Genomic DNA, 22,251 nt, shown 5'->3' with positions numbered 1-22,251 from the left:
CGAGGGTGACGCTAGGGCCAGAAGGCCCTGGCGGCGGCGGACTCGCCCGCCTATTCACCCTTTCGGGCGTCGGACGGGCCCGCCAGACTCACGAACTTAGGAGAGATATGTCCGAGACCCCGACCCCGACCCCGGCCGAGGCGATCCCCGGCGGCGTGGCCCACCCGGACACCCTGCCCGCCGTCGCCGAGCAGCCCGAGGCCCCGGCCCCGGAGGGCGGCGAGGAGAGCGCCGTCCCGAGGCCGGTGGAGCCGGACTACCGGGCGCTGTACGAGAAGATGCAGGCCGACCTGGACGCCACCCGCGAGCGCTCCACCGAGGCCGGCGTCGAAGCGGACGAGCTGCGCGCCCAGGTGGCCCAGCTCCAGCAGCAGGCCCTTCGGGACCGGATCGCCGCCGAGTACGCGCTGCCGCCGGTCCTCGCAGCCCTGGTCCAGGGCGGTGACGAGGCCGCCGTACGGGCGCACGCCGAGCAGCTGGCCGCCGTCGCCGCGCCGAAGCCGCTGCTGGGCGCGGGCGGGCTGACCCCGCACTCCGAGCCCGACCCGTACAAGGGCCTCGCCGAGACGCTGCGCCGCCGCCGCTACGGCATCTGACCCCCACCCGCACCGCATGAGGCCGTCCCGTCCCGGGGCGGCCTTCCGTCTTCCCGAGGAACAGCGCCATCTCTCTCAACAGCAACCGGGCCAACGCCTTCCAGAACCCCGACAAGCTCGTCCAGGCGGCTCTCGCCAACCTGAAGGACTCCGTGGTCCTGGCGGGCATGTTCGACCGCCGGGCCGCGTCCGAGTTCGTCAACGCCACCGGCCAGGTCATCAACATCCGCCGCCCCGCCCGCCTGAAGGGCGCGGAGGAGGCCATCGACGCCAAGCGCAAGTTCAACGACGCCTCCACCTGGATCCAGTCGGAGAACCTGAACGAGGGCCTGCTCACGGTCAAGATCGACACCCACGCCTACTCCGCGGTGGACCTCTCCGACGCCGAACTCTCCCTGGATCTCCTGTCGTTCGGCGAGCAGGTCATGGTCCCGCAGATCGACTCCATCACCGAGCGCCTGGAGAACAAGGTCGCGAGCGCGATGACCGAGTTCCCCGAGGTCGCCACCGCCGCGAAGATCCCGGCCGACCTCACCAAGGCGGGCAGCGACGAGCAGGCCGGCCAGATGATCCGCAAGGCCCTCGCCCGCCTGCGTGTCCAGCTCAACAAGGAGAACATCCCGAGCGAGGGCCGGACCGTCGTCCTGGGCTCCGAGGCCGCGTTCTACCTCCTCAACGACCCGAACATCCTCAAGGCCAACGAGCACGCCGACGGCGGCGCGGCCCTGAAGGAGAGCACCCTCGGGCGTATCCACGGCTTCCGCCTGGTGGAGTCCACGAACGACAAGCTCAACCCGCTGGGCGTGTACGCCTTCCACCGCTCCGCGATCCAGCTCGTCTCCGGCGCGCCGTCCGTCCCGGAGTCCGCGAAGGGCGGCCGGCAGAGCGCGGAGGGCTTCGCCCTGCGCTGGATCAAGGACTACAACAGCGGCGCGGCGATGGAGCGTTCCTTCCTCTCCTCCTACTGGGGCGCCACCCTGGTCACCGACCTGAAGAAGGGCGAGACCAACTGGCAGGACCCGAAGAACATCGTCAAGGTCCGCGGCGTCAAGGTCACGTTCACCGGCGAGCCGGCCGCCACCGCCGCGAAGTAAGGGGGCCGCGTGGCGCTCGATGTCGCCGACCTCTTCAAGCGCCTGGGCAAGCCCGCCCCCGAACCCGGTACCCCGGACTGGGAGCGGGCCAACGCCGCGCTCGAAGACGCCTTCTGGGTGATCGCCGCGACCGGCCACCCCGCCTGGTCGCCCGAACGGCACCCACCGGTGATCCGCACCCTGGCCCTGGCCGTCGCCGACCGCCGCTTCCGCAACCCTGAGGGGTACGTGCAGGAGCAGGCCGGAGAGGTCTCCTACCGCATGCCGGACGGCACGCCGATCGGCCTGACCCTGACCCGGGGCGAGGTCGCCCTGATCGAGCGGACGGCAGGCCGCGGGGGTCTGCGCTCCGTGCAGGCCCGCCGCGAGGTCGCCTCGCGCGGGATGCGCAGCGGCTACCCGTTCCCGGACCCCGAGGACTCCTGGGGTACGGCGTGAGCCTGCTGGAACGCGGCCGCACCCGCGTGACCGTCCACACCGTGGTCATGGTCGATGACGGCTACGGCGACCGTCGGCCGGCACCCGGCCCGAGCACCACGTACTCGGCGTGGGTCGCCCCGGTCGGCGACGCCGCAGGTTGGCGGGCCCCGGTCGGCGCTCAGGTCGGCTGGTCCCCGCCGATCCGCCGCAAGGTGCTGTTCGGCCCGGACATCGAAATCGACAAGTGGTCCGCCCTGGAGTTCGCCGACGACGGCGACCCCGGTACCCGCTGGGCCGTGGTGGACGCCCCGCGTGCCCACCACGGCGCGAGCGACCGCATGCGCTTCGTGACCGTGATCGTGGAAGGCGGTGGCCAGAGTGGCGGAGATCCGTCCTGACCTTGACTCCGTGATCGCCGGTCTGCCCGGCGTGATGGGCGCCCTCCGGCTCGAAGCCGAGGAGCGCAAGGCCCGCGTCGTCGCGAAGGCCGCGCTGCACATCGACACCGGCGAGTTCATCGCCGGACTGAAGGTCAAGCGGCATGCCAAGGGCTACGCCATCGTCAACGAGGACCCGCTGGCCGCCCACAAGAACTGGGGCGGATGGAACGAGCGGGCCGGGCGCCCCGTGGACGGCATCCACGCGATGGAGGCCGCCCTGTGGTGACCGAGCCCTACCTGATGCCCGACTCCGAGCGCCTCGTCCTGGACGCCCTGCGCACCGCCCTTCCCGGCGTGCGCTGCGCGGTCTACCTGCCCACCGACTGGCAGCTCGCCCTGCGCGAGGCCGGCGGCCTGGTGATCGCCCGCCGCGTCGGCGGGACGATGAAGGACAAACGCTTCATCGACGAGGGCATGTTCACGGTCCAGGCCTACGCCCCCTCGCGCGCGGACGCCTCCCTGCTCGCCCGCCGCGCCCGCGCCGGCCTGGTCCGCCTGACCTTCGAGCAGTTCGGCAACGACGAGGGCCACCTGTCCCGGTTCCGGGAGGCGACGGGGCCGTTCATGACGACCGACCCGATGACCGAGGCGCAACCGGACTTCTACCGGTTCTCGGCCAACTACATGATCGCTACAAGGCCCCGCTGACGGGCCGGAAAGGAGTCAGCATGGCTGCTGACGACGCCCCGGTCCTGGTACCGGGCACCGGATACATCTACGTCGCCCCGCCGGGCACCGCGCTGCCCGACCTCAAGCCGGGCTTCGACCCGAAGGACTCGACCAAGTGGGGCCCCGAGGGCCTGACCTGGAAGTCCATCGGCAACACCTCGCTCGACAACGGCATCGAGATGTCGGTCGACGGCGACGAGCCCGAGGTATTGGGGTCCTGGCAGAACAAGAGCCTGAAGACCACCGACCCCGGCAAGACCTACGCCGTGACGATCAACCTCAGCGACTTCACCGCGGAGTCCTACAAGCTGTACTACGGCACCGACAAGGGTCTGGACTCCAAGGGCCTGTTCTCGATTCCGACCAGCCCCACCGCGCAGAATCGCGCGCTGCTGATCGCGGCCGTGGACGGTGCGAAGTGCGTCGCCTGGCACTACCCGAAGACGTCGATCATCGGCGCGGACTCGGTGACCATGGACCCCGCCGCGCTCGGCGAGATGCCGGTGAAGGCCACCGTCGTGGCCCTCAACCAGAGCACGCCGCTCGGCAGCGTCACCCCCGTGTTCGACCTGGCCGCCGGCCTTCAACCCGCTGCCTGATCTTTCTCGTGATCTAGTGGCGGCTGTGGCGGTCCCTGGCCCTTTCGCAGCTCTGCCAGGACCTTGCGGATCGCTCGAATCGAGATGATCGCATCCTCGCTCAGAGACGGAATCCAGCGCCTTAGCACCACGCGGAGGACCGTAACCACCGCAGCGGCACCGAGGACCACAGGCGCCAGCCAGCCAGGAACCTGCACTACAACTCCCTTGATCTGACAGCAGATCGGGAGTGACCTGTTCTTGGGCAGGCTCGACCCGACCTACCGCGAAATCGCGATAAGACGAATCGAGATGCCTGCCGGTGCAGAAATCTCGTGTTGCGAACCTGGATTTCGAACTCCAGGTCTTTTTCCTAACGAGGGTGTCCTTCCAGTTGCGCTCGCCTCAGGCTGTTGAGGTATGGAAAACGCACGTGTATTCGGTCCGCACACCGGCACAGACCTGCGTCGCCCATGTGAGCTCACCGCCTGCTCTGGGCGGCTTCCGCAGCGGCCAACCCGCCACTGCTTGTGCAATAGCTTCGAGTAAAGCGCGAGGCATCGTCAAACCGGAACCTAACATTGCACTTTGGAGATTTGTACATGACCACCCTGGACTTCGCCGACCTCAAGGCCGAGGCCGAGCGCAAGCACACCGGCAAGGGCCTGAAGTTCGTCGCCAAGAACGGCAAGCGGGTCCGGCTGCGCCGGATCGAGGCCCTGCCCGGCGGCGACCTGAAGTCCGCGCTCGCCCTGCTGGACCTGGTGCAGTCGAAGAAGGTCAGCAACGAACGCCGCATCGAGGCGATGACCGGCTTGCTGATCGCGGTCGCCTCCGACAAGAAGGCGATGCGCGAGAGCGTGGACGCGCTGCCGCTGGAGCAGACCATGACCGTGGTCGAGGCGTGGATGGAGGAGGCCGCGCCGGGGGAAGCCGCGGCCTGATCAGGCTGCTGGACAAGTACGGCGCGGAGGTTACCGCCGACCTTCGCCGCTTCTGCGGCATGGATGTCCTGGACTGGTTCCGGGGCCGGTGCTCCGCCCGCTTGATCCTCGCCCTGATCGGGACGCTCCCCGACGACTCCGCGACGGTGGCCGCACTGCGCGGCGGCCGTGAGGCGCTGGGCTGGGATGCCCGGACCTACGTGCTCGCGGACCTGGTGGACGCCGTGCAGGCGCTCACCCATGTCCAGGTCGCCAAGGCTTCGAAGAACCCGCGCTCGGTCGAGAAGCCATCGCCGTACCCGCGCCCGTACGCCAAGAAGTCCCGCCGGCCGACCGGCACCAACCCCTTCTCGGCCGCCCTCCAGCGTGAGGTCGGCGAGGGCGGCGGCCCGGTCCTCGCCGAGCCGTCTTCCCCCATCACAGACTCGTTCCGCCTTCCGGCGGCCGTGCTCGCGCGCTCCACCGCGCCCGCTCGGCCCGCGCCGGTCCGACTCACGTAGGAGGTGAGCCTGTGGCCGGCCCCGGCGGCAAGGAGGCCGGACGCGTCCACGTGCGCGTCCTGCCGGACACCGACGGCTTCCGGGACCGCTTGAAGCGGTACCTGGAGATGTTGGAGAAGTACACCAAGCTCTCCGTCAAGCTCGATCTTGACACCGGGGGCGTGAACGCCCGGCTGCGGGAGCTGACCCATGACCGCCAGGTCCGGGTCAACGTCGTCGCCGACACCGGCGAGGCCGCCGCCCGGATCGCCGCGCTCACCCGCGAGCGACGAGCGCGGATCTCGGCCGACGCGGACACCGCTCCGGCCGAGGCCCGGCTGCGGGCGTTCACCGGCCGCCGCTGGCGGCTGGGGGTCAACGTCCACCTCGCGAGGGGTGGGTTCGACCGGATCAAGTCCGGCCTGCGGGACATCGGTTCCGGGGCCGCGGAGGTCGCCCGGAACTTCGGCCGGCTGTTCACGCTCAGCATCGAGCAGACGGCCTCCGCCCTCCAGGGCATCGGGTCGGGCATCAGCTCGGCCGCCCAGGGCGCCCTGGGCATGGCGGCGGGTTTCGCCCAGTCGCTCGCGGCGGCGCTGCCGCTGCTGGTGGCGGTCACCGCCATCGCCTCGTGGGTGACGGTCGTCGCCTCCGGGCTGATCGCCGTCCTGGCGCTGGCCGCGCTGCCGGTCCTGCCGATCGGCTTGGCCGCGATCGCGGCGGCCGGCGACATGAAGACCCTCGGCGACAACGCCGAGGAGGCGATGCAGAAGGCGTCGGCGGCGCTGAAGCCCGCGACGGCGCTGATGCGCGCCGAGTTCGGGGGCGCGCTTCGCGACATCACGGGCTGGTTCAAGCAGGCCGAGCCGGTCCTGAAGTCGTTCTTCGACTCGGGGGCGCAGTTCGTACGCCCCATGGTGAAGTCGATCCTGGACTTCACCGACGTCCTCTTCCCCAAGCTCACCGAGGCGATGAACTCGGCGGGGATGAAGGCGTTCACCGACGCCCTCCCGGCCGCGCTCGTCGGCATCGGGGCCAGCCTCGGCGACTTCTTCCTCGTCCTGGCCAACGGGGGTGACCGGCTCAAGTCGCTGCTGCCCCCGCTGAACGGGCTGCTCGACGTCTTCCTTCAGGGGATCGCCTCGCTGGCGGTCCAGTTCTCTCCCGAGATCGCCGCGTCGATCTCGTGGTTCGCGGGCAGCCTCCAGCAGTTCTTCCAGGTCTTCAAGGACAACGCCCAGGCCACGGCCGCGATGATGCGGCTGGTCGACCTGGGCTTGCGCGCCCTGGTCGTCGGCTTCGACATCACCATGACCGCCTGGAACGCCCTGGCGGTCGCCGCCGTGGCCGCCTGGCACGCCGTCCAAGCCGCCTGGGACGGACTGACGGCCGCCACCTCCGCGGCCTGGTCCGCGGTGACCTCGTGGACGGCCTCGGCCTGGGCGTCGGTGACGTCGGCCGTCTCGTCGGCGGCCAGCGCCGTGGGCTCGGCCGTGTCGTCGGCCTGGGCGTCGGTGACCTCGTGGACGGCGTCCGCCTGGGCCTCCGTGACGTCGGCCGTCTCGTCGGCGGCATCCTCGGTGGCCTCTGCCGTCTCGACCGCATGGAACAACGTCTCTTCCTGGACGTCGAGCGCCTGGAACTCCGTGACGTCGTGGACCTCGTCCGCCTGGGCGTCCGTGACGTCCACCGTGTCGTCCCGGGTCTCGGCCGTGGGCAGCGCCGTCTCGGCGGGCTGGAACAACGTCCAGTCGTGGACGTCGTCCGCCTGGAACGCCTGCTACAACGCCGTCACCTCCGCCTGGTCGAACATCGCCAGCGGCGTGTCCAACGGCATCGGCACGGTCGTCTCGTACGTCTCCAGTCTGCCGGGCAAGATCCTCGGCGCGATCGGCGACCTGGGCAACTTGCTGTTCGACAAGGGCAAGTCGGCGATCCAGGGCCTGGTCAACGGCATGAAGTCGATCTCCGTGTCCGGCGTCGTCTCCAGCATCGTCGGCTCGCTCAACCCGTTCAAGGCCAGCATGCCCGCCGCCCCGGCCGCCGCGCCCCGGGCCCTGGCAGCACCCGTGATGGCGTTCACCGCGATGCCGGCCGCCGCGTACGCGAGCCCGCTGGAGCAGGCCCTCCGGCCGGTCGCCTCGGGGATTCGCTCGCTGGACTCCTACGGCTACGGCCAGCGCGCCGCCGCCGGGCTGCGCCACCCGGAGCCCGCGTCCAAGGACGCCGGCCGGGCGCGCTACGGCGCACAGATCACCGTCAACGCCCGCACCAACGCGGACCCCCACGAGATCGGCAAGGCCATCGCGTGGGAGCTGAAGACCTCCGGGAGGTAGCTGCTTGGGGGCTCTCTCCCCACCCTTCATCGGCGACGTCACGGCCCACACCGCCCGCGTCTTCTTCACGAAGACGCCGGGCGCGTGGACGGACGTCGAAACCACCAACACCGCCACGGGCAAGGCGCACTACGACGCCGAAGACCCCCAGTGGCCGGGCACAGCCCTCGTCGGCGACGAAGGCCCGCTCGGCGACGACCCGCCCCTGGAACCGGACACCGAGTACCAGGTCCGCTACCACTGCACCGGCACCGACCTTGACGCCTGGTCCGAGCCGGTCACCTTCCGCACGCTGCCGGACCTGCCCGCGCCGCAGCTCCCGGACATAGGCCCCCAGCCCAGCGCCCACAACCCCTACACCGGCCAGCCGTGGACGGCGACGTGGGGCGGACTGCTGCTCGGCGAGGACTCCACGGTCGTCCTGGAAGAGGTCAGCGGCCTCCTGGACGCACCCGACGTCCGCAGCTCGGACGCCGAACTGCTTCAGCGCGACGGCCTCACCCCGGGCACCGACTACATGGGAGCGCGCACCGTCACGCTGACAATGCTGGCCCTGGACGACCACGAACTCCCGGACGTGCTGGCCGCGTTCGCCCCCGGCGGGCCGGAGCGGCCGTTCGCCTTCGCGTTCCCGGGGGTGGCCGGCGGGAGGGCGCGGATCATGGCCCGGGTGCGCAAGCGCGCCGTCACCGTCGACCGCGAGTTCCACGCCGGCCGCCGCCGCGTCACCGTCGAACTCCTCGCCGCCGACCCCCGGTTGTACTCGGCCGACGAGGCGAGTGCGACCGTGGCGGTGGCCGCCCCGCGCGAGGGTAGGCCGATCTTCCCGCTGACGTTCCCGTTCGACATGGGCAGCGGGCCCGCTGTCCGGGCCGCACCGGACATCACCAACACCGGGTCGGTCGACACCTGGCCCGTCGTCCGGCTCACCCCGCGCGCCGGGGAGGTGCGCGACCCGTCGCTGACCCTCGTCCACAACGGCGAGCGCGCCCGCTTCAGCACCCGGGGGCTTCGGGTCGGCCGCGGTGACGCCCTGGTGGTCGACATGGGTCACCGCCGCATCACCCTCAACGGCGCTTCGCGCTTCGGGCAGGTCGACCCGACCTCCACCTGGTTCTCCGTCCCGCCCGGGGCGAGCACCGTCCAACTCGACGTACTCGAAGGCCCCGACGGGGTCACGGCGGATGTGCAGTGGCGCTCCGCCTGGATGTAAGGACCCCTCACTCTTGGCCGCTGAACTCCGCGCCCCGCTGTTCGTCCAGCAGGGCCGCTACGACGCGCTCGATCTGCGCACGATGATCGGCGGGACCCGGGGCGCCCACGTCGGCGTCGCCGGGCCCACCGCCCTGCTGGTCGAGAAGGTCGACAACCCCACCCCGCGCGTGAGCGTGGCGGCCGGCTCGGTGTGGCTGCCCGACGACGTGGCCGTCTCCCACAAGGGCGCGGTGCACTTCGCGAACCTTGACACCTCCGTGCAGCTCCAGTGCTCCACCCCCAAGCCGGGGGAGGCCGCGCGCACCGACCTGGTGGTGGCCTTCGCCGATCCGGACTCCGTCCCGGCGGGCCCGCTGCTGATGGACATCCGCACCACCGCGGACCAGTACATGCAGCCCGTCTCCTACGCCGCAGACGGCACCCCCTACGCCACCGCCGCCTCCGGCGCGCAGGTGACCAAGGAGGGCGCCAAGGGCTGGTCCATCGCGGTGCTGGCCGAGTCCACCCCCGGGGCGAGGGACTGGCCGGTGCCGTCCAACTCGGTGCGCCTCGCACTGGTGTCCATCGCGCAGACCGGCATCACCGGCATCGAGGACGTGAGGTTCGTCGTCGCCGGGCAGCTCGACACCACCCCGCTGCGGCACCTGCGTACGGCTGGCGCCCAGGGCATCGCCCAGGCCGCCACCGGTGCTCCGGCCGGCTCTCTGGTCTACGACTCGGTCACCACCGCCCTGCACAAGGTCACCGGCCCCGGCACCACCGCCCCCGTGCTGCCTGGTGCCGTCCGCCTGGACGCCTCGTACCAGGCCGGGGACGGGGCGTGGGGCACGCTGGCGTGGCACCAGTTCACGGCCCCCGCCGCCCCCTACCCGCGCCTGGTCACCGTCTCCTTCGAGGTCAGCTATCGAGGCGACTTCGGCGAAGGCTGGATCACGCCCGTGGTCTCCGGACACGGCGAGCGCCGTCGCGCGGGCCGCCCGCAGTTCGTGAGGGCCGGTGACGCCCACGACGCCCGGGGCAGCGCCACCGTCCGAGTGCCGGCCGGGACCCCGCTCAACGTCTCCACCATGGTCTTCACCGACAACTCGGACAACAACAATGTCCGGCTCACCACCGCGTGGACGTCCTACGCCGAAGCCGTCGTCGTTCAGGCGGCCTGATGACGGACGACAACGGCTACCGCGTGATCCTCTCCGAGTTCAAGGGCGGCGCTCTGCTCGCCGAGCTGCCCGTCTCGGCCCTGAACTACCGCTCGATCCTCAACGCCCCCGGCTCCGCGAGCTTCACCGTGCCGCTGGCCGCCGAACCGCTTGCGGGCCTGGACTGGTCGCTGATCTCGCCGTGGCGGATCACCGCCCACGTCCAGCGCGGCTCCCGCGTCCTGTGGGGCGGTCCGCTGCTGACCTGGTCCGTGGACCTGGCCGCCGAGGAGATGACGCTCGACTGCGTGGGGCTGTGGGAGTACTACCGCAGGAACACGATCAACCTCGGCTACTCCACCGGCACGGTGCCCCGCGAACAGACCACCATCGCACGGGAGTTGATCCAGCAGTTCGCCGACAACCCCTCGCCGGTCGCCCCCGGCGAGTACGGGTACTGGGGCAGCAACGGGCCCGGCGCGCTCACCTTCGGCCCCGACCTGGACACCATGAAGCGCGAGCGCACCTACGACTGGTTCGCCTGGAAGTCGGTCGGTGAAGCGGTCGAACAGCTCGGCGCGGTGATCAAGGGCTTCGACTTCCGCATCGACCACGACTGGGACGTGGACGCCCGGGTGATCCGCAACCACTTCCGCTTCCTCTACCCGGCCGGAGGCCAGGACACCGGCATCGTCCTGGAGCACGGGGCGAACTGCACCGTCACCAGCGTCACGTCCGACGGTGACCAGATGTGTACCGAGACCGGCGTCAACGGCGCGGGCGAAGGCTGGAGCCAGCTCAAGAGCTGGTGGTACAACGGCCAGCTCGAAACCGAGGACGGCCGCCGCATCCCTCGCCTCGCGTCCATCGCCACGAACAACTCGGTCGTCCGCGTCGAGACCCTGACCGCGCAGGCCGAGCGCATGATCGCCGTCGGCGCGTTCCCGATCGTCGTCCCCGAGGTCACCCTGCACCCGCGCGGCGAGTACTCCGCCGCCGAGCTGCGCGTCGGCCACAAGATCCGCGTGCGTGCCCGCACCGCGAAGTGGCCCGGCATCGACGCGGAGTACGTGATCCAGGAGATCAACACCAAGGTCTCCCGGACCGGTGAGGAGACCACCCTCGCCCTCGTCCCCGTCACGATCTTCGAGCGCGTGGACGACTGGGTGAAGGGCGAACTGGAGGCAGCCGCGTGACCGCCTACGGCCGCCCCACCCTCGCGGACGAGTTCCAGGGCATCGACACCCGCCTGGCCGCGATGGAACGCACCGCCAGCGCCCTCGGCGCGGTCCTGCCCATGACCCCCTACCGCCCCGGCCTGGACGTCGCCACCACCTGGCGCGCCGCCGCCACCATCCCCACCGCCGGCATCGCCCACCCCGTCATCCGCCTGGACTGCCGCGTCTCCAGCCGCACCGGCGCGAACGTCTGGCTGCGGCTGTTCGACGTCGACCGGGCCCGCGCGGTCACCGCGGAGTGGCAGTACACCGGCGGTGCGCTCAACAACGGCTGGGTCCGCCTCGACTGGGTGCTGCCGATGGGAGGCGGCCAGCCCGGCGAGTGGCAGCGCGTCCTCCTCCAGACCCGCACCGACGTGGAAGGCGGAGGCACCGTCGACCCCGGCGTCGCCATGGCCCTCCCGTTCAACCAGGCCCCCGGCGCGACCGAAGCCGGCACCTGGACCCCCGTGCCGATCCCACCCGGCTACGCCTGACCGACATCTCTTCGGTCCTAGGAACGTTCCTAGTACTGCAACGACACTTCGACATGCCCTCTTCGCTTGTAGTGGCTGGCGCGTGCCCGGGCTTGGGATTTTCTGCGCCAGTGGGACCAGGTGAGCGCGTGCCGGATTCCGTGGCGTATCGGAGAGGAGACGCGGTTGAACAGCCGTCGTGCCTCGTTCATGCTGACGGGCACGAGGGCTTCATCAGTTCGAGTTTTCTCGTCCCCTTTTTTGTCTCGGCCCGCAGGATAGCGAGGAAAGCGAGAGCGGCCATCGAGAGGGTGATGTGCCGGTACCACGGGGTGTAGCCGCGGACCTGGTAGTGGTCGAGGCCAGCCTCGTTCTTCGCGGTCTGGAAGCACTCCTCCACCATCCACCGCGCCCCCGCGATCTCCGTGAGCTTTTCAAGTGGAGTCCCGGTCGGGCAGAAGCAGATGTAGTAGGCGATTTCCGTGGGATCGGAGGTGCTTCGCCGGGCGAGCAGCCAGTGGTCCCATCCCTTGCGCCGCCAGGGCCGGATCGGGGCCGCGGCCCAGTTGTACTCCCGCGGGCCGTGGGCGCCGTCGCCGCAGCTCAAGCGCTGCCACGCCTCGTCCGGAAGGCGGCCGATCAGCTCGTGCGCGCGGGCCTGGCCGAAGAACTCCATGGTCATGACCATCTGGGATTTCGGAACTGCGAGCACATGGGGGATGTCGTTCTCCTCCAGCCAGAGCCGCAGGCGCCCGGTCTGGCCGTAGAGTTCATCGGCTGTCACCCAGCCGAACGGCACTTCGGATTCCACCGCGCGTTTCAGCATCCGCAGTCCGATATCGGGTTTGGTGGCGAACTCGACGTCGTCTCCGATGCCCGCCGCCCGGCAGCGTTCACGGTCCGAGGTCCAGGCCTTCGGCAGGTACAGCTCCCGGTCGATCAGCGCCCGGCCCCGGTTGGATCCGTAGGCCAGGAACACCGCCACCTGGGAATTCTCGATCCGGCCCGCTGTGCCCGAGTACTGGCGGGCCACGCCCGCCGACCGGACACCCTTCTTCAGGAACCCTGTCTCGTCGAGGATGAGAACTCCATCATGGGGATCGCCGATGTTCTCCAGAACGGCATCACGGACATCGTCGCGCAGCGCGTCGGCGTCCCACTGGTAGTGGTTCAGCAGGCGCTGCATCCCCTGCGGGCCATCGTCGCCTGCGGCCTCGGCCAGGGTCCAGCCGTTCTTCCGCTCGGCCTCGCCGAGCAGTCCCCGCAGGTAGGACACCATCCGCCGCCGAGGCTCCACCCGACCGAAGCGGCCGGCGAACCGCGCCGTGAAGTCAGCAAACTCGCCCGACCATCCGTCAGTTATTTCTTCCAGCACGAACACACTCAACGAGGCGAGGACACGCAACGTTACGGAGTGTCGTTGCAGTACTAGGACCCCCCTTAAGGACCTTGTATCTCCCGCGAAGCAATGATCACCGAGGCCCTGAAGTGGGCCGACCAGAACTACCGGGGCGGCCGGAGCCCCAGCGGCAAGTACTACGACACCCCCTTCGGCCGCTGGTACGGGCTGAACCACGAGCCCTTCTGCGACATGTTCGTCTCCTGGTGCGCCGACAAGGGCGGCGAGGCCACAGCCGTCGGCAAGTTCGCCTACTGCCCCTCGCACGTTCAGGCGTTCCGTAGCAAGAGCCAGTGGTTCGGCCGCGACGCCGCGTTCAAGCGCGGCGACATCGTCTTCTTCTCCTGGGACGGCGGCCCGACCGCCGACCATGTCGGCATCGTCCTGGAGGACTCCGCCCCGGGGCAGCAGGTCCAGACGGTGGAGGGCAACACCGCCCGCACCTCCGGCGCGGGGCAGGGCTCCGGCGGCTGCGTCGCCCGCAAGAGCCGCCCGCGCTCCGTTGTGCTCGGCGTCGGCCGCCCCGCCTACGCCTCCGGTGGCGGGGGCACCACCCCGTCGACCGGCCAGGCCGTCACCATCAACGGCAAGGCGTACGGCCCCGGTGCGCGCGGCGAGCACATCACCGCCATGGGGCGTGCCCTGGTCCGCGCGGGCTGCTCGCGCTACATCGAGGGCCCGGGCCCCGTCTGGGGCGGCGCTGACACCGAGTCGATGCGTGTCTACCAGATCAAGATCGGCGACACCGACAGCGCCGACGGCATCCCCGGCCCCAAGCAACTCGCCTGCCTGCTCGCCGAGTTCGGCGACGCTCCCGTGCCGCAGCCGCCGGCCACCCGCACGATCACGGTCCGCCGGGGCATGACCCTGGGAGGCATCGTGGTGGCGCTCGGCACCACCGTGGCCGGACTGCTCTCCCTCAACCCCCAGATCGAGAACCCGGACCGGATCACCGAGGGCCAGCAGATCACCGTCCCCGCTGCCTCGCCGGCATCCGGGTCGACCCCCGACGCGGCCACCGCGGACCCGACGGTGCCCCCGGCCCCGGACCAAGCCGAGCAGCCCGTCCCCGTCCCGGACCCGCTGCCCACCCCGGCCCCGCGCGCGGCCACCCACACCGTCGCCGTGGGCGACACCCTGTCCGCCGTCGCCACCCGCTACGACGTCGGCCTGGACGCCGTGGTTAACGCCAACCCGCAGCTGCTCGACCCCGACCGGATCGAGGCTGGCCAAGTCATCAGCCTGCCGACCGCCACCACCGGAGCCTCCGCCCCGCCGACCCACACCGTCGTGCCCGGCGACACCCTGTGGGACATCGCCGCATGCTACCGCGTCACCCTGGAAGCGCTGATCGCCGCGAACGCGTCCACCGTCGCCAACCCCGACCTGATCTTCCCGGGCCAGGACATCGTGATCCCGGACGGCTCTGCCCCCGTCCCGCGCCCGGCCTCGCCGAAGACCCCGGCCCCCGCTGCGACGCCGGAGCCCGACGCGCCCGCACTGGCTCCGCTGGCCGAGGAACCGCCGGCCACGGTGAGCACCAGCTACTCCAACGACCTCGCCGGGTGGATCGAGGAGGCCCGGGACATCCTGCGGGCGAACGGCGACCTCGTCCCGTCCGCCGCCGCGATCGAGCACCGGGCAATGGTCGAGTCCGGCGGCAACCCGGCTGCCGAGAACCACTGGGACAGCAACGAAGCCGCCTACGGCGGGACGTACGGCCTCCTTCAGACCATCCAGCCCACGTTCGACGCCTTCGCGCTGCCCGGCCACCGCGACATCCTGAACCCGGTGGACTCGATCATCGCCGGAGTCCGCTACGCCAACGCGACATACGGCTCGTTCGAGTCGATTGCCTGGAACGCAGGGGGCTACTGATGGCCGACGAGAACGAGCGCCTGGGCGGCGTGGTCATCGGCCCGCGCGAGATCTATGACCAGCTCGTCGGCGTCAGAGAGGACGTCCGCTCGCTCGCCCAGAGCAGCGACGCGGTCGACCAGACCCTCCGTGACCACGAAGACCGCGTCCGCGCCCTCGAACGCTGGCGCTACGGCGTCGTCGCCTCCGGACTCGCCGGAGGCACCGCGCTGATCACCGACGTCGTCGCACGCCTGAAGGGCTGAGCACCATCCAAGACCTGAAGAACTGGATCACCGACAACCCCGTGAAGGCACGGTCGGCCGTCGTCGCGGCGCTGACCGCGCTGGGCATCGTCGTGCCGAAACTCGCGGGCATCGAGACCAACGAGGCCGTCATCGGCCTGCTGCTGGTCATCGCCACGATGGCCGCCGGCCACTCCGCGGACAAGCGCGTCGTCACCACCGCGACCGACGCCGCCAACACCGACGCGGCCCGCACCGAAGCGCTCGCCGAGTGCTGCGCGTGCCCCCACGCGGACTCCGCTCCCGTCGCCCTACCGCAGAGCGACGGCATGAAGAGCAAGCGGTAACCCCTGGGCCCCGGCTCGTCTTCGGACGGGCCGGGGCCCTTTTCGCGTTCCGGAGGCCCGTGCACGCCGGTTGTTAACCGGCCCGGCTCAACGGCTGTGAAGGAGGGTGCCGACATGGAGAACATCGCACTGATCGGCCGGGCGAGGTCCGGCAAGGACACGGCCGCCAAGGTCCTGGCCGGGTACGGGTACGCGCGGCTCGCACTGGCCGACCCGCTCAAGCAGATGGCGTACGACATCGACCCCGTGATCGGCGTCGAGCTGCTGGGCGTGGACGCCCCGGCCCTCGTCCGCCTCGCCGACGCCGTGGACCGCTACGGCTGGGAGCGGGTGAAGGACGAGTTCCCGCAGGCCCGCCGCTTCTTGCAGCGCCTCGGGACCGAAGGCGTCCGCCGCCACGTCGCCGAGGACTTCTGGATTACCCGGCGCGTGAAGGCCGCCGCCGCGTCGCAGCGCCCGGTGGTCGTCACCGACGTGCGCTTCGACAACGAGGTGGACGCGCTGCGCGCGGCCGGGTTCGCGGTCTGGTTCATCGACCGGGGCGCCCCCGACGGCGAGCACCCCAGCGAACAGCTCGGCCCCGAGCAGGCCGACCAGGTGATCGCCAACACCGGCACCCTCGTCGACTTCCACGCCCGAATCCGCGAAGCCCTGGAGGCCACCGCATGACCCTGCGTGACCGCTGCGACGCGATCGACCGCACCGCAACCGCGATCGAGAACGTCGTCTTCGTCTACACCCCCGTGCCGGACCTGCTCACCCCGGACGAGCGCGAGGCCGACGAGCAGGCCGCGACCGCCCGGGTCGAGGCGGAGGTGCCTGGCTACGTGGAAACGCTGCCGTCGCTACTGCACTGAATTTCATGCTCACAGTCATTGAGTTAAGCAACCTCAAGTCGCGCCGGGAATGGGCGTGACCAGGGATTATTGCTGCACAGTCTATGTATTCCCGAGTAATTTCGGCAGGTAGTTTCGTCGAAAAGCAGTGAGCATGACAACTCCACTTCTGACCTGCAGCGTTACTTGCAACTCGGTAAGTCCCCGGGAGCAAGCTCAGGCGAACGGGGGGTCGAGGAGGGCCGGCCGAACCGCCTCTTCACGCGAATAGCACGGAAGACCTGCGAGTTTGATGGAATGTCATGCGCGACGGTACTCTCGCCCCAAGCGCAAGCGAGTGCGGGCCACCTCTGCCAGGAGGTGGCCCGCGTTTCCTCGCTGCCCCTTGGGAAAGAGCATCGGAAGAGGTTCCATCATGACACACCAGCGCCGCCCCCTCCCCTCTAGCGGGGGTAGTGACCGTCCCGTCACCTGGCGGGATGTCGCGGTCTACGGGCACGGGTTGCTCACAACTGCATCCCTTCACTTCCAGGTCGGCTGGCCGACCGCAACGGCTGCCGCCGTCGGCGCAACTGGCCCAGTCATGTGGGAGCTGCTGCGTCGCGGGTCGGTAAGGTAAGTAAGTAAGTAAGTAAGTAAGTAAGTAAGTAAGGCTCCATCAGCCCCGGTTGTCCCCTTCGGACAGTCGGGGCTTTTGCGTGCCCGCATATGGAAGGACCGCATGTCCGAAGGCGTCCGTACGATCCACCAGCGGGGTTCCCGCTACTACGTCCACCCCGAGTCGGGCGACCTCGCCCCCTCGGTGACGAGCATCCTGAACATGGAGGCCAAGCCCTTCCTCCAGACCTGGGCGGCAGGCATGGCCGCCGAGGCCGCGGTGACCGATCTGGAGGTGGTCCAGCGCATCGCCAGCCGGGACCGGCAGGCCGCCGTCGACTTCCTCAAGTTCGCAGCGAAGAGGTACACCAAGGTCCGCGCCGATGTCGGCAGCCTCGTGCACGACTACTTCGAGCTGCGCCTGCGCGGTGAAGAGGTGCCGTACCCGCACCACGACGTCGAACCGTACGTACCGCACATCGAAGCCTGGCTCGACCGTTACCAGCCCGAGCTGCTGTTCGCGGAGGACGTGGCCTGGTCGCGCGAGCACGAGTACGCGGGCTCGTTCGACTTCATGGTGAAGATCAACGGCAAGACGGTCCTCGGCGACCTGAAGACCGCCAAGTCGGTCTACACCTCCGTGGCCGCGCAGCTCGCGGCCTACGCCCACGCGGACGACCTGATCACCGTGGACCGCAAGATCCAGCCGTTCCCGAAGATCGACGCCGGAGCGGTGCTGCACATCACCCCGGCCCGCGCCGAGTTCCGCCCGGTCAAGATCGACCGCGACGTCTTCGACCGGTTCCTCACCCTGCGCAAGCGCTTCACCGACGACCGCGCCTCGGACGCCGGGATCATCGGCCGAGTCGCCTGGGCCAACGAAGCCGGCCGCCAGACAGGCACGGCCCGTCGCGCCGCCTGACCCGGGGCTGTTAACCGCCCCGACTCAACCATCACGAACCCGGCGGATCGCCCCGCCCGGCCCCAACCCCCGAGCGAACAGAGAGACCTTGAGCAACGCACTCGACAACATCTTCGCCAGCGACCCCGAGCTGGCCGAGCGCGCGGAGCGCGCCGAAGCTGCGGCCCGCCCGGACCTGGCCGGCGTCTTCCGCAACTACGAGGCGGCCCCCGACGGCGGCTTCCCGATCGCCCAGCACCAGTGGATGGTGACCACCGCACTGCCGGCCACCGCCGAGGCCGTGGCCGAGCTGCTGGGCGGTGAGCCGTACGAGCGGGAGACCGAGGCCGAGGACGCCATGGCGGTCAAGACGAACGCCGACCGGGTCGAAGTCGTCATCGACGGCCCCGAAGCCGTCTCGCTGGACTTCAAGCAGTGGGTGAACGGCAAGCTCGCCCACCACTGCGACACCCGCGTCTTCCTGTCGCCGCCGGAGGACGTCGGCGTGCCGTGCCGCTGCCCCGGCACCATCGCCGAGCTGAAGGACCGGGCGAAGGCCGAGCGCGGGCCGAAGCCCAGCATCGAGATCGACTTCACCCTGCCCCACGCCCTGGAGCTGGGCCGCTTCCGCTACAAGTCGAGCGGCTGGTCGCTGATCCCCGAACTACCCGCGCTGAAGGGCGCACTGGCCCGCTCCGGCGGCCCGTCGCTCGCCCACCTCATCAACGAGCGGGTGCAGTACACGAGCAAGTCCGGCCGCGATGTCGACTACCAGAAGGCCGCGGTGAAGGTGATCAAGCCCTACGAGCTGGCGCTCACCGACCCCAAGGCCCAGGCCATCGAGGAGGAGCCGCCGTTCTAACCGGCGCTCCACCCACCAGCACCACCAGCGGGACCGGCCCTTCGGGGCCGGTCCCGCTCCCGTTTCCCTGGAGAGAGAACCGTGCACACCCTGACCGGCCCTGAGCCGATCCCGGCCCGGCTGATCAACCCCCTGGCGGCCACCGACCGCGCGCAGGAGATCATGCGCCTCGCCTTTCGCGAGTCTCCTCGCTCGACGTCGGCCGGCACCCGCAACTCGCAGGCCCGGCTCACCGAGCGCAAGGTCTACGCCATCCGTCGCGCTGCCGACCTGGGCGCAAGCCTCTCCGCCCTCGCGGAGGCGTTCGGCATCTCCGAGCGCGCCTGCCGTCACATCGCGCGGCGGACCTCCTGGGCTCACCTTCCCGAGGAAGGGGCGGCTCGTTGACCGACTACTCCACCCCCCTGTGGCGGATTCCGCCCGAGCAGCGCCGGGCCTTCCTTCACGGCCGGGCGCGGTCGCTCGCCGCCGACGGCGCGTCCGCCGCCCGGGTGCTGCGGGCATCGGACGCCGCGCACACCGCCGACTTCCGCGAACCCCGCGCCCCGGAGGAGACATGATCTACCGCATCGGCCCCGGCTGTGCACCGGCGATCGGCGACCTGTACCGGGCCGGGCCCGGGGACACCATCGTGTTCCTGGCAGGCTCGCGCGAGCGCGAGGACTGGCTGCGCTTCTGGCAGGCCGCGGCGGTCGCCGTGTTCCGGGGCGCTGCCCTGACGGTGGTGACCGCCTAGTGGTCAACCGCGCGAAGGCGAAGGGCACCGCCTGGGAGTCCGCGGTGGCCGACTACCTGAACGAACAGCTCGGCCAGTACCGGGAGTTCTGGAAGGACGGCGACCGTGCGGTGCGCTGGAAGGACCCGCTCAACCCCGACAACGTCCGTCGCAACGTCCAGGAGGGCGTCAACGACATCGGCGACCTCGGGGTGCGCCCGTTCGCAGGGGAATGCAAGGCGGAGAAGTCGTTCGACCTCGCCTCCTACGTCCGCCAGGCCGAGACCGAGGCGAAGAACGCCGGCCAGCCCTTCGGGGTCGCGTACGTGAAGAAGCCCCGCGCGAAGACCGAGGACGGGTACGCCGTCACCTCGATCCGCACGCACGCGGCGATCGTCAAGGCCCTGCGGGAGGCCGGTTACTAGAGGAAGGAGAGGGCTGTGCGGATGTCGGCGATCCTGGACCGCCTGGAGGAGTGGCGGGACTACCAGCCCGGTGAGTGGGTCGCCCGCTGCCCGGCCCACGACGACGGGAAGCCGTCGCTGTGGCTCAACCTGAAGACGTCCGGCATGGTGGGCCTGGCCTGCCGTGCCGGGTGTCGTTTCGAGGACATCGTCGCCGGGATGGACCTGCTGCCGAGGCAGCTGTTCAACGTGGACGCCGAGGGCCTGGTCGCCGTCGCGGAGGCCCGGCCGGAGCCGGTGTCGCCGTTCCTCACGGCGGCGCTGCGGGTGTGGCTGGACGCCATGGCGGCCGGTGAGCTGGACGCCGCCCCGGCCGTGGCCTACGCACAGAAACGTTTCGGCCTGGCGACGGCCGAGCAGGAGCGGCTGGGCCTGCGCTGGTGGCCCGGTCCGCAGCCGTGCCCCGACTGGGTTCCGACCTCGTTCGTCCGGTATCCCCGCCTCGTCGTGCCCATGGCCGACTTCGCGGGAGTGGCCCGGGGCGCCCAGGGCCGGGACCTGTCGGGGCGCTGCCCGGTGAGGTGGATCTCGCTGGCCAACCCGGACGGGTTCGAGTGGCAGCGTTACGGGGTGTTCCCGGGTCCCGACCTCGACGCGCCCTGGGTGATCGCCGAGGGCCTGTCGGACCCGCTGGCGATCGTCGCCGACGGCTACAACGCGGTGGGGGTGCGCGGGGCCGCGCTGCTCAACAACGACCCCGCGACGCTGGACAGCCTAGCCAGCGGGTTGGCCGGCCGCGATGTGCGGGTGTGCGGCGACAACGACCGCTCTGGGCGGGAGTTCACCCGCACCATCCTCGCCGCCCTCCACGAACGGGAGGTGCACGCCCGGCAGTTGACGCTGCCCGAGGGCTTCAAGGACTACGCAGTATGGAGAGAGACCCGATGACGGCGTATGCCATCGACAGCCTGACCACCCCCTACGTGCCGGAACAGCCGTCGCTGACCCTGCCGCCGGCCGAGGCGGTGGCCGCCTACCGTGCGGCGGCGTCCCGGTACGGGGCCTCGGACATCGTCAACGCCCACGCCCTGGTGCGGTACACCAAGGGCGGCATCAAGTACGCCGACGGCGTCGGCTTCCACGTGTGGAGCGGGACGCACTGGGTGCGCAACGAGGTGCTGGTGCGCCAGGCCGCCCACGACCTCGGGGCGGCGATGGTCGAGACGCTGGCCCGGGAAAAGGCGGTCATCCGCGAGGCTCTGGCGCTGAAGCTGGCCGGGGACGCGCTGGAAGTCGAGTACGAGAAGCAGGTCGCAGCCCTGCCGCTCGCGAAGGCCGCGAAGGGCTTCACCATGGCCAGGCGGATTGACGACCTGATGCGCGAGCTGGCGTCGGTGCGCGGGGTCCACTGCGAGGTGGACGACTTCGACAACCGGCCGCACCTGCTGAGCTTCGCCAACGGGACCGTCGACCTGCGCACGGGCAGGCTCCAGCCGCACGACCCAGCGGACATGCTGACCAAGTCCCTGCCGTGGAACTACAACCGGTTGGCGAAGGCCAAGCGGTGGCGGCGCTTCCTGAAGGAGGTCTTCCCCTCCGAGCCGACGATGGTCGACTACATCCGGCGGCTGTGCGGGTACGGCATCACCGGCTCGACGGCGGAGCAGGCGTTTGCGGTGCTGGTCGGAATCGGCGCGAACGGCAAGAGCGTGTTCCTGGACACCCTCTCGCACACGTTCGGCGCGCTGTCCGAGACGACCCGCTTCGAGACCTTCGAGGACCGGGGCAGCTCGATCCCCGCCGACCTGGCCGCGCTGCGCGGGGCCCGGATGGTGATGGCCTCGGAGGGCGAGGCCGGCAAGCCGATGAGTGAGTCGGTGCTGAAGCGCGCGACCGGGTCGGACCGGCTGACCGCGAGGTTCATGCGGGAGAACTTCTTCACCTACCAGCCGACGTTCCTGCTGTGGCTGGCGTCCAATCACACCCCGGCGTTCCGCTCGCAGGACGAGGGCCTGTGGCGGCGCGTGAAGCTGATCAAGTTCGACCGGTACTTCAAGCCGGAGGAGCGGGACCACGGCATCTTCGCCGAGCTGCGCGAGGAGGCCGAGGGGATCGCCGCGTGGGCCGTCGCGGGCGCGGTGGAGTGGTACCGCGACGGGCTGAAGGAGCCCGACTGCATCAAGGCCGCGACCAGCGCGTTCAAGGAGAACTCGGACGCCCTGGCGGAGTTCCTGACGGACGTCCTGGTGAAGGTCGGCGACGACAAGCAGCACGTCCTCTCGCAGGACGCGTACACCGCGTACCGCGACTGGTGCGAGGCACAGGGCGAGAAGGCGTGGACCCGCCGCGGATTCATCAGCGCGCTGGACGAACGCGGTATCCGCCAGCACCGCATGACCCGGGGCCGGGTGCTGCTGGGCGTCCGCTTCGCGGGCGAGCCCGCTGCCGCCGGACCGGGAGTCTTCGACACCACCAACGACTAGGA

The 22,251-nt window shown here is 70.4% G+C and carries 28 protein-coding genes; 27 read left to right on the top strand and 1 reads right to left on the bottom strand.

The genetic code is table 11. The features are described 5' to 3' along the window. The first annotated feature begins 107 nt into the window (after positions 1–107). From ACWDD9_RS00665 to ACWDD9_RS00600, 14 genes are all read left to right on the top strand, one after another. Positions 108–596, top strand: a complete 489-nt coding sequence (locus tag ACWDD9_RS00665; protein WP_449810424.1) for a hypothetical protein — start codon at positions 108–110, stop codon at positions 594–596. A 68-nt stretch (positions 597–664) separates the two neighbouring features. Continuing rightward, complete coding sequence (locus ACWDD9_RS00660; protein ID WP_449810598.1) at positions 665–1,690, top strand: P22 phage major capsid protein family protein; 1,026 nt, start codon at positions 665–667, stop codon at positions 1,688–1,690. A 9-nt stretch (positions 1,691–1,699) separates the two neighbouring features. Then, entirely contained in the window at positions 1,700–2,128 is a 429-nt protein-coding gene (locus tag ACWDD9_RS00655) for a hypothetical protein (RefSeq protein ID WP_449810423.1), read from the top strand. After that, on the top strand, positions 2,125–2,508 hold the full coding sequence (locus tag ACWDD9_RS00650; protein WP_449810422.1) for a hypothetical protein: 384 nt from the start codon (positions 2,125–2,127) through the stop codon (positions 2,506–2,508). Before ACWDD9_RS00655 ends, ACWDD9_RS00650 begins: the two co-directional genes overlap by 4 nt. 10 nt (positions 2,509–2,518) lie before the next feature. After that, positions 2,519–2,776, top strand: coding sequence for a DUF5403 family protein (locus tag ACWDD9_RS00645; RefSeq protein ID WP_449810421.1), 258 nt, complete (start codon positions 2,519–2,521; stop codon positions 2,774–2,776). Then, the gene (locus ACWDD9_RS00640) at positions 2,773–3,198 is read left to right on the top strand and encodes a phage tail termination protein (RefSeq protein WP_449810420.1); all 426 of its coding nucleotides are present in this window, start codon (positions 2,773–2,775) and stop codon (positions 3,196–3,198) included. Before ACWDD9_RS00645 ends, ACWDD9_RS00640 begins: the two co-directional genes overlap by 4 nt. 20 nt (positions 3,199–3,218) lie before the next feature. Then, a complete protein-coding gene (locus ACWDD9_RS00635) occupies positions 3,219–3,818 on the top strand; it encodes a phage tail tube protein (protein ID WP_449810419.1) in 600 nt (199 codons plus the stop codon). Positions 3,819–4,399: 581 nt separating this feature from the next. Continuing rightward, positions 4,400–4,741 carry a hypothetical protein gene (locus tag ACWDD9_RS00630; RefSeq protein ID WP_449810418.1) on the top strand — a complete coding sequence of 114 codons (342 nt, stop codon included), beginning with the start codon at positions 4,400–4,402 and terminating at the stop codon, positions 4,739–4,741. Continuing rightward, positions 4,702–5,241, top strand: coding sequence for a hypothetical protein (locus ACWDD9_RS00625; protein ID WP_449810417.1), 540 nt, complete (start codon positions 4,702–4,704; stop codon positions 5,239–5,241). The genes ACWDD9_RS00630 and ACWDD9_RS00625 overlap by 40 nt, the downstream gene beginning before the upstream one ends. A gap of 11 nt (positions 5,242–5,252) precedes the next feature. Beyond that, the gene (locus ACWDD9_RS00620; protein WP_449810416.1) at positions 5,253–7,556 is read left to right on the top strand and encodes a phage tail protein; all 2,304 of its coding nucleotides are present in this window, start codon (positions 5,253–5,255) and stop codon (positions 7,554–7,556) included. A 4-nt stretch (positions 7,557–7,560) separates the two neighbouring features. Further along, positions 7,561–8,769, top strand: coding sequence for a phage distal tail protein (locus ACWDD9_RS00615; RefSeq protein ID WP_449810415.1), 1,209 nt, complete (start codon positions 7,561–7,563; stop codon positions 8,767–8,769). 13 nt (positions 8,770–8,782) lie between these two features. Continuing rightward, positions 8,783–9,931 carry a hypothetical protein gene (locus ACWDD9_RS00610; RefSeq protein WP_449810414.1) on the top strand — a complete coding sequence of 383 codons (1,149 nt, stop codon included), beginning with the start codon at positions 8,783–8,785 and terminating at the stop codon, positions 9,929–9,931. Beyond that, positions 9,931–11,106, top strand: coding sequence for a hypothetical protein (locus ACWDD9_RS00605; protein WP_449810413.1), 1,176 nt, complete (start codon positions 9,931–9,933; stop codon positions 11,104–11,106). Before ACWDD9_RS00610 ends, ACWDD9_RS00605 begins: the two co-directional genes overlap by 1 nt. Then, positions 11,103–11,624, top strand: coding sequence for a hypothetical protein (locus ACWDD9_RS00600; RefSeq protein ID WP_449810412.1), 522 nt, complete (start codon positions 11,103–11,105; stop codon positions 11,622–11,624). The genes ACWDD9_RS00605 and ACWDD9_RS00600 overlap by 4 nt, the downstream gene beginning before the upstream one ends. Positions 11,625–11,811: 187 nt before the next feature. Here ACWDD9_RS00600 and ACWDD9_RS00595 read toward each other — a convergent pair whose 3' ends face one another. After that, positions 11,812–12,975, bottom strand: a complete 1,164-nt coding sequence (locus tag ACWDD9_RS00595; protein ID WP_375877823.1) for an IS701 family transposase — start codon at positions 12,973–12,975, stop codon at positions 11,812–11,814. 96 nt (positions 12,976–13,071) lie between these two features. On the opposite strand from ACWDD9_RS00595, the gene ACWDD9_RS00590 reads away from it, so the two are divergent. From ACWDD9_RS00590 to ACWDD9_RS00530, 13 genes are all read left to right on the top strand, one after another. Continuing rightward, positions 13,072–14,880 carry a LysM peptidoglycan-binding domain-containing protein gene (locus ACWDD9_RS00590; protein ID WP_449810411.1) on the top strand — a complete coding sequence of 603 codons (1,809 nt, stop codon included), beginning with the start codon at positions 13,072–13,074 and terminating at the stop codon, positions 14,878–14,880. Next, the gene (locus ACWDD9_RS00585) at positions 14,880–15,125 is read left to right on the top strand and encodes a hypothetical protein (protein WP_449810410.1); all 246 of its coding nucleotides are present in this window, start codon (positions 14,880–14,882) and stop codon (positions 15,123–15,125) included. Before ACWDD9_RS00590 ends, ACWDD9_RS00585 begins: the two co-directional genes overlap by 1 nt. Before the next feature lie 41 nt (positions 15,126–15,166). Next, the gene (locus ACWDD9_RS00580; RefSeq protein WP_449810409.1) at positions 15,167–15,451 is read left to right on the top strand and encodes a hypothetical protein; all 285 of its coding nucleotides are present in this window, start codon (positions 15,167–15,169) and stop codon (positions 15,449–15,451) included. A 114-nt stretch (positions 15,452–15,565) separates the two neighbouring features. After that, the gene (locus tag ACWDD9_RS00575) at positions 15,566–16,120 is read left to right on the top strand and encodes a deoxynucleotide monophosphate kinase family protein (RefSeq protein WP_449810408.1); all 555 of its coding nucleotides are present in this window, start codon (positions 15,566–15,568) and stop codon (positions 16,118–16,120) included. After that, entirely contained in the window at positions 16,117–16,308 is a 192-nt protein-coding gene (locus ACWDD9_RS00570; protein ID WP_449810407.1) for a hypothetical protein, read from the top strand. Before ACWDD9_RS00575 ends, ACWDD9_RS00570 begins: the two co-directional genes overlap by 4 nt. A 700-nt stretch (positions 16,309–17,008) precedes the next feature. Then, the gene (locus ACWDD9_RS00565) at positions 17,009–17,806 is read left to right on the top strand and encodes a hypothetical protein (protein ID WP_449810406.1); all 798 of its coding nucleotides are present in this window, start codon (positions 17,009–17,011) and stop codon (positions 17,804–17,806) included. Positions 17,807–17,894: 88 nt separating this feature from the next. Continuing rightward, the gene (locus ACWDD9_RS00560; protein ID WP_449810405.1) at positions 17,895–18,647 is read left to right on the top strand and encodes a recombination directionality factor; all 753 of its coding nucleotides are present in this window, start codon (positions 17,895–17,897) and stop codon (positions 18,645–18,647) included. 81 nt (positions 18,648–18,728) lie between these two features. Beyond that, positions 18,729–19,034, top strand: a complete 306-nt coding sequence (locus ACWDD9_RS00555; protein WP_449810404.1) for a hypothetical protein — start codon at positions 18,729–18,731, stop codon at positions 19,032–19,034. Continuing rightward, on the top strand, positions 19,031–19,207 hold the full coding sequence (locus tag ACWDD9_RS00550) for a hypothetical protein (RefSeq protein WP_449810403.1): 177 nt from the start codon (positions 19,031–19,033) through the stop codon (positions 19,205–19,207). Before ACWDD9_RS00555 ends, ACWDD9_RS00550 begins: the two co-directional genes overlap by 4 nt. Then, complete coding sequence (locus ACWDD9_RS00545; RefSeq protein ID WP_449810402.1) at positions 19,204–19,383, top strand: hypothetical protein; 180 nt, start codon at positions 19,204–19,206, stop codon at positions 19,381–19,383. The genes ACWDD9_RS00550 and ACWDD9_RS00545 overlap by 4 nt, the downstream gene beginning before the upstream one ends. Further along, positions 19,383–19,787, top strand: coding sequence for a hypothetical protein (locus tag ACWDD9_RS00540; RefSeq protein ID WP_449810401.1), 405 nt, complete (start codon positions 19,383–19,385; stop codon positions 19,785–19,787). Before ACWDD9_RS00545 ends, ACWDD9_RS00540 begins: the two co-directional genes overlap by 1 nt. A 21-nt stretch (positions 19,788–19,808) precedes the next feature. Continuing rightward, positions 19,809–20,714, top strand: a complete 906-nt coding sequence (locus ACWDD9_RS00535; RefSeq protein WP_449810400.1) for a toprim domain-containing protein — start codon at positions 19,809–19,811, stop codon at positions 20,712–20,714. Continuing rightward, positions 20,711–22,249, top strand: coding sequence for a DNA primase family protein (locus tag ACWDD9_RS00530; RefSeq protein ID WP_449810399.1), 1,539 nt, complete (start codon positions 20,711–20,713; stop codon positions 22,247–22,249). Before ACWDD9_RS00535 ends, ACWDD9_RS00530 begins: the two co-directional genes overlap by 4 nt. Positions 22,250–22,251 lie beyond the last annotated feature (2 nt).

The sequence above is a fragment of the Kitasatospora sp. NPDC001119 genome (assembly GCF_053598475.1).
Note: the sequence above shows the minus strand (reverse complement) of the source record. Positions and strands in the feature narration are given on the sequence as shown.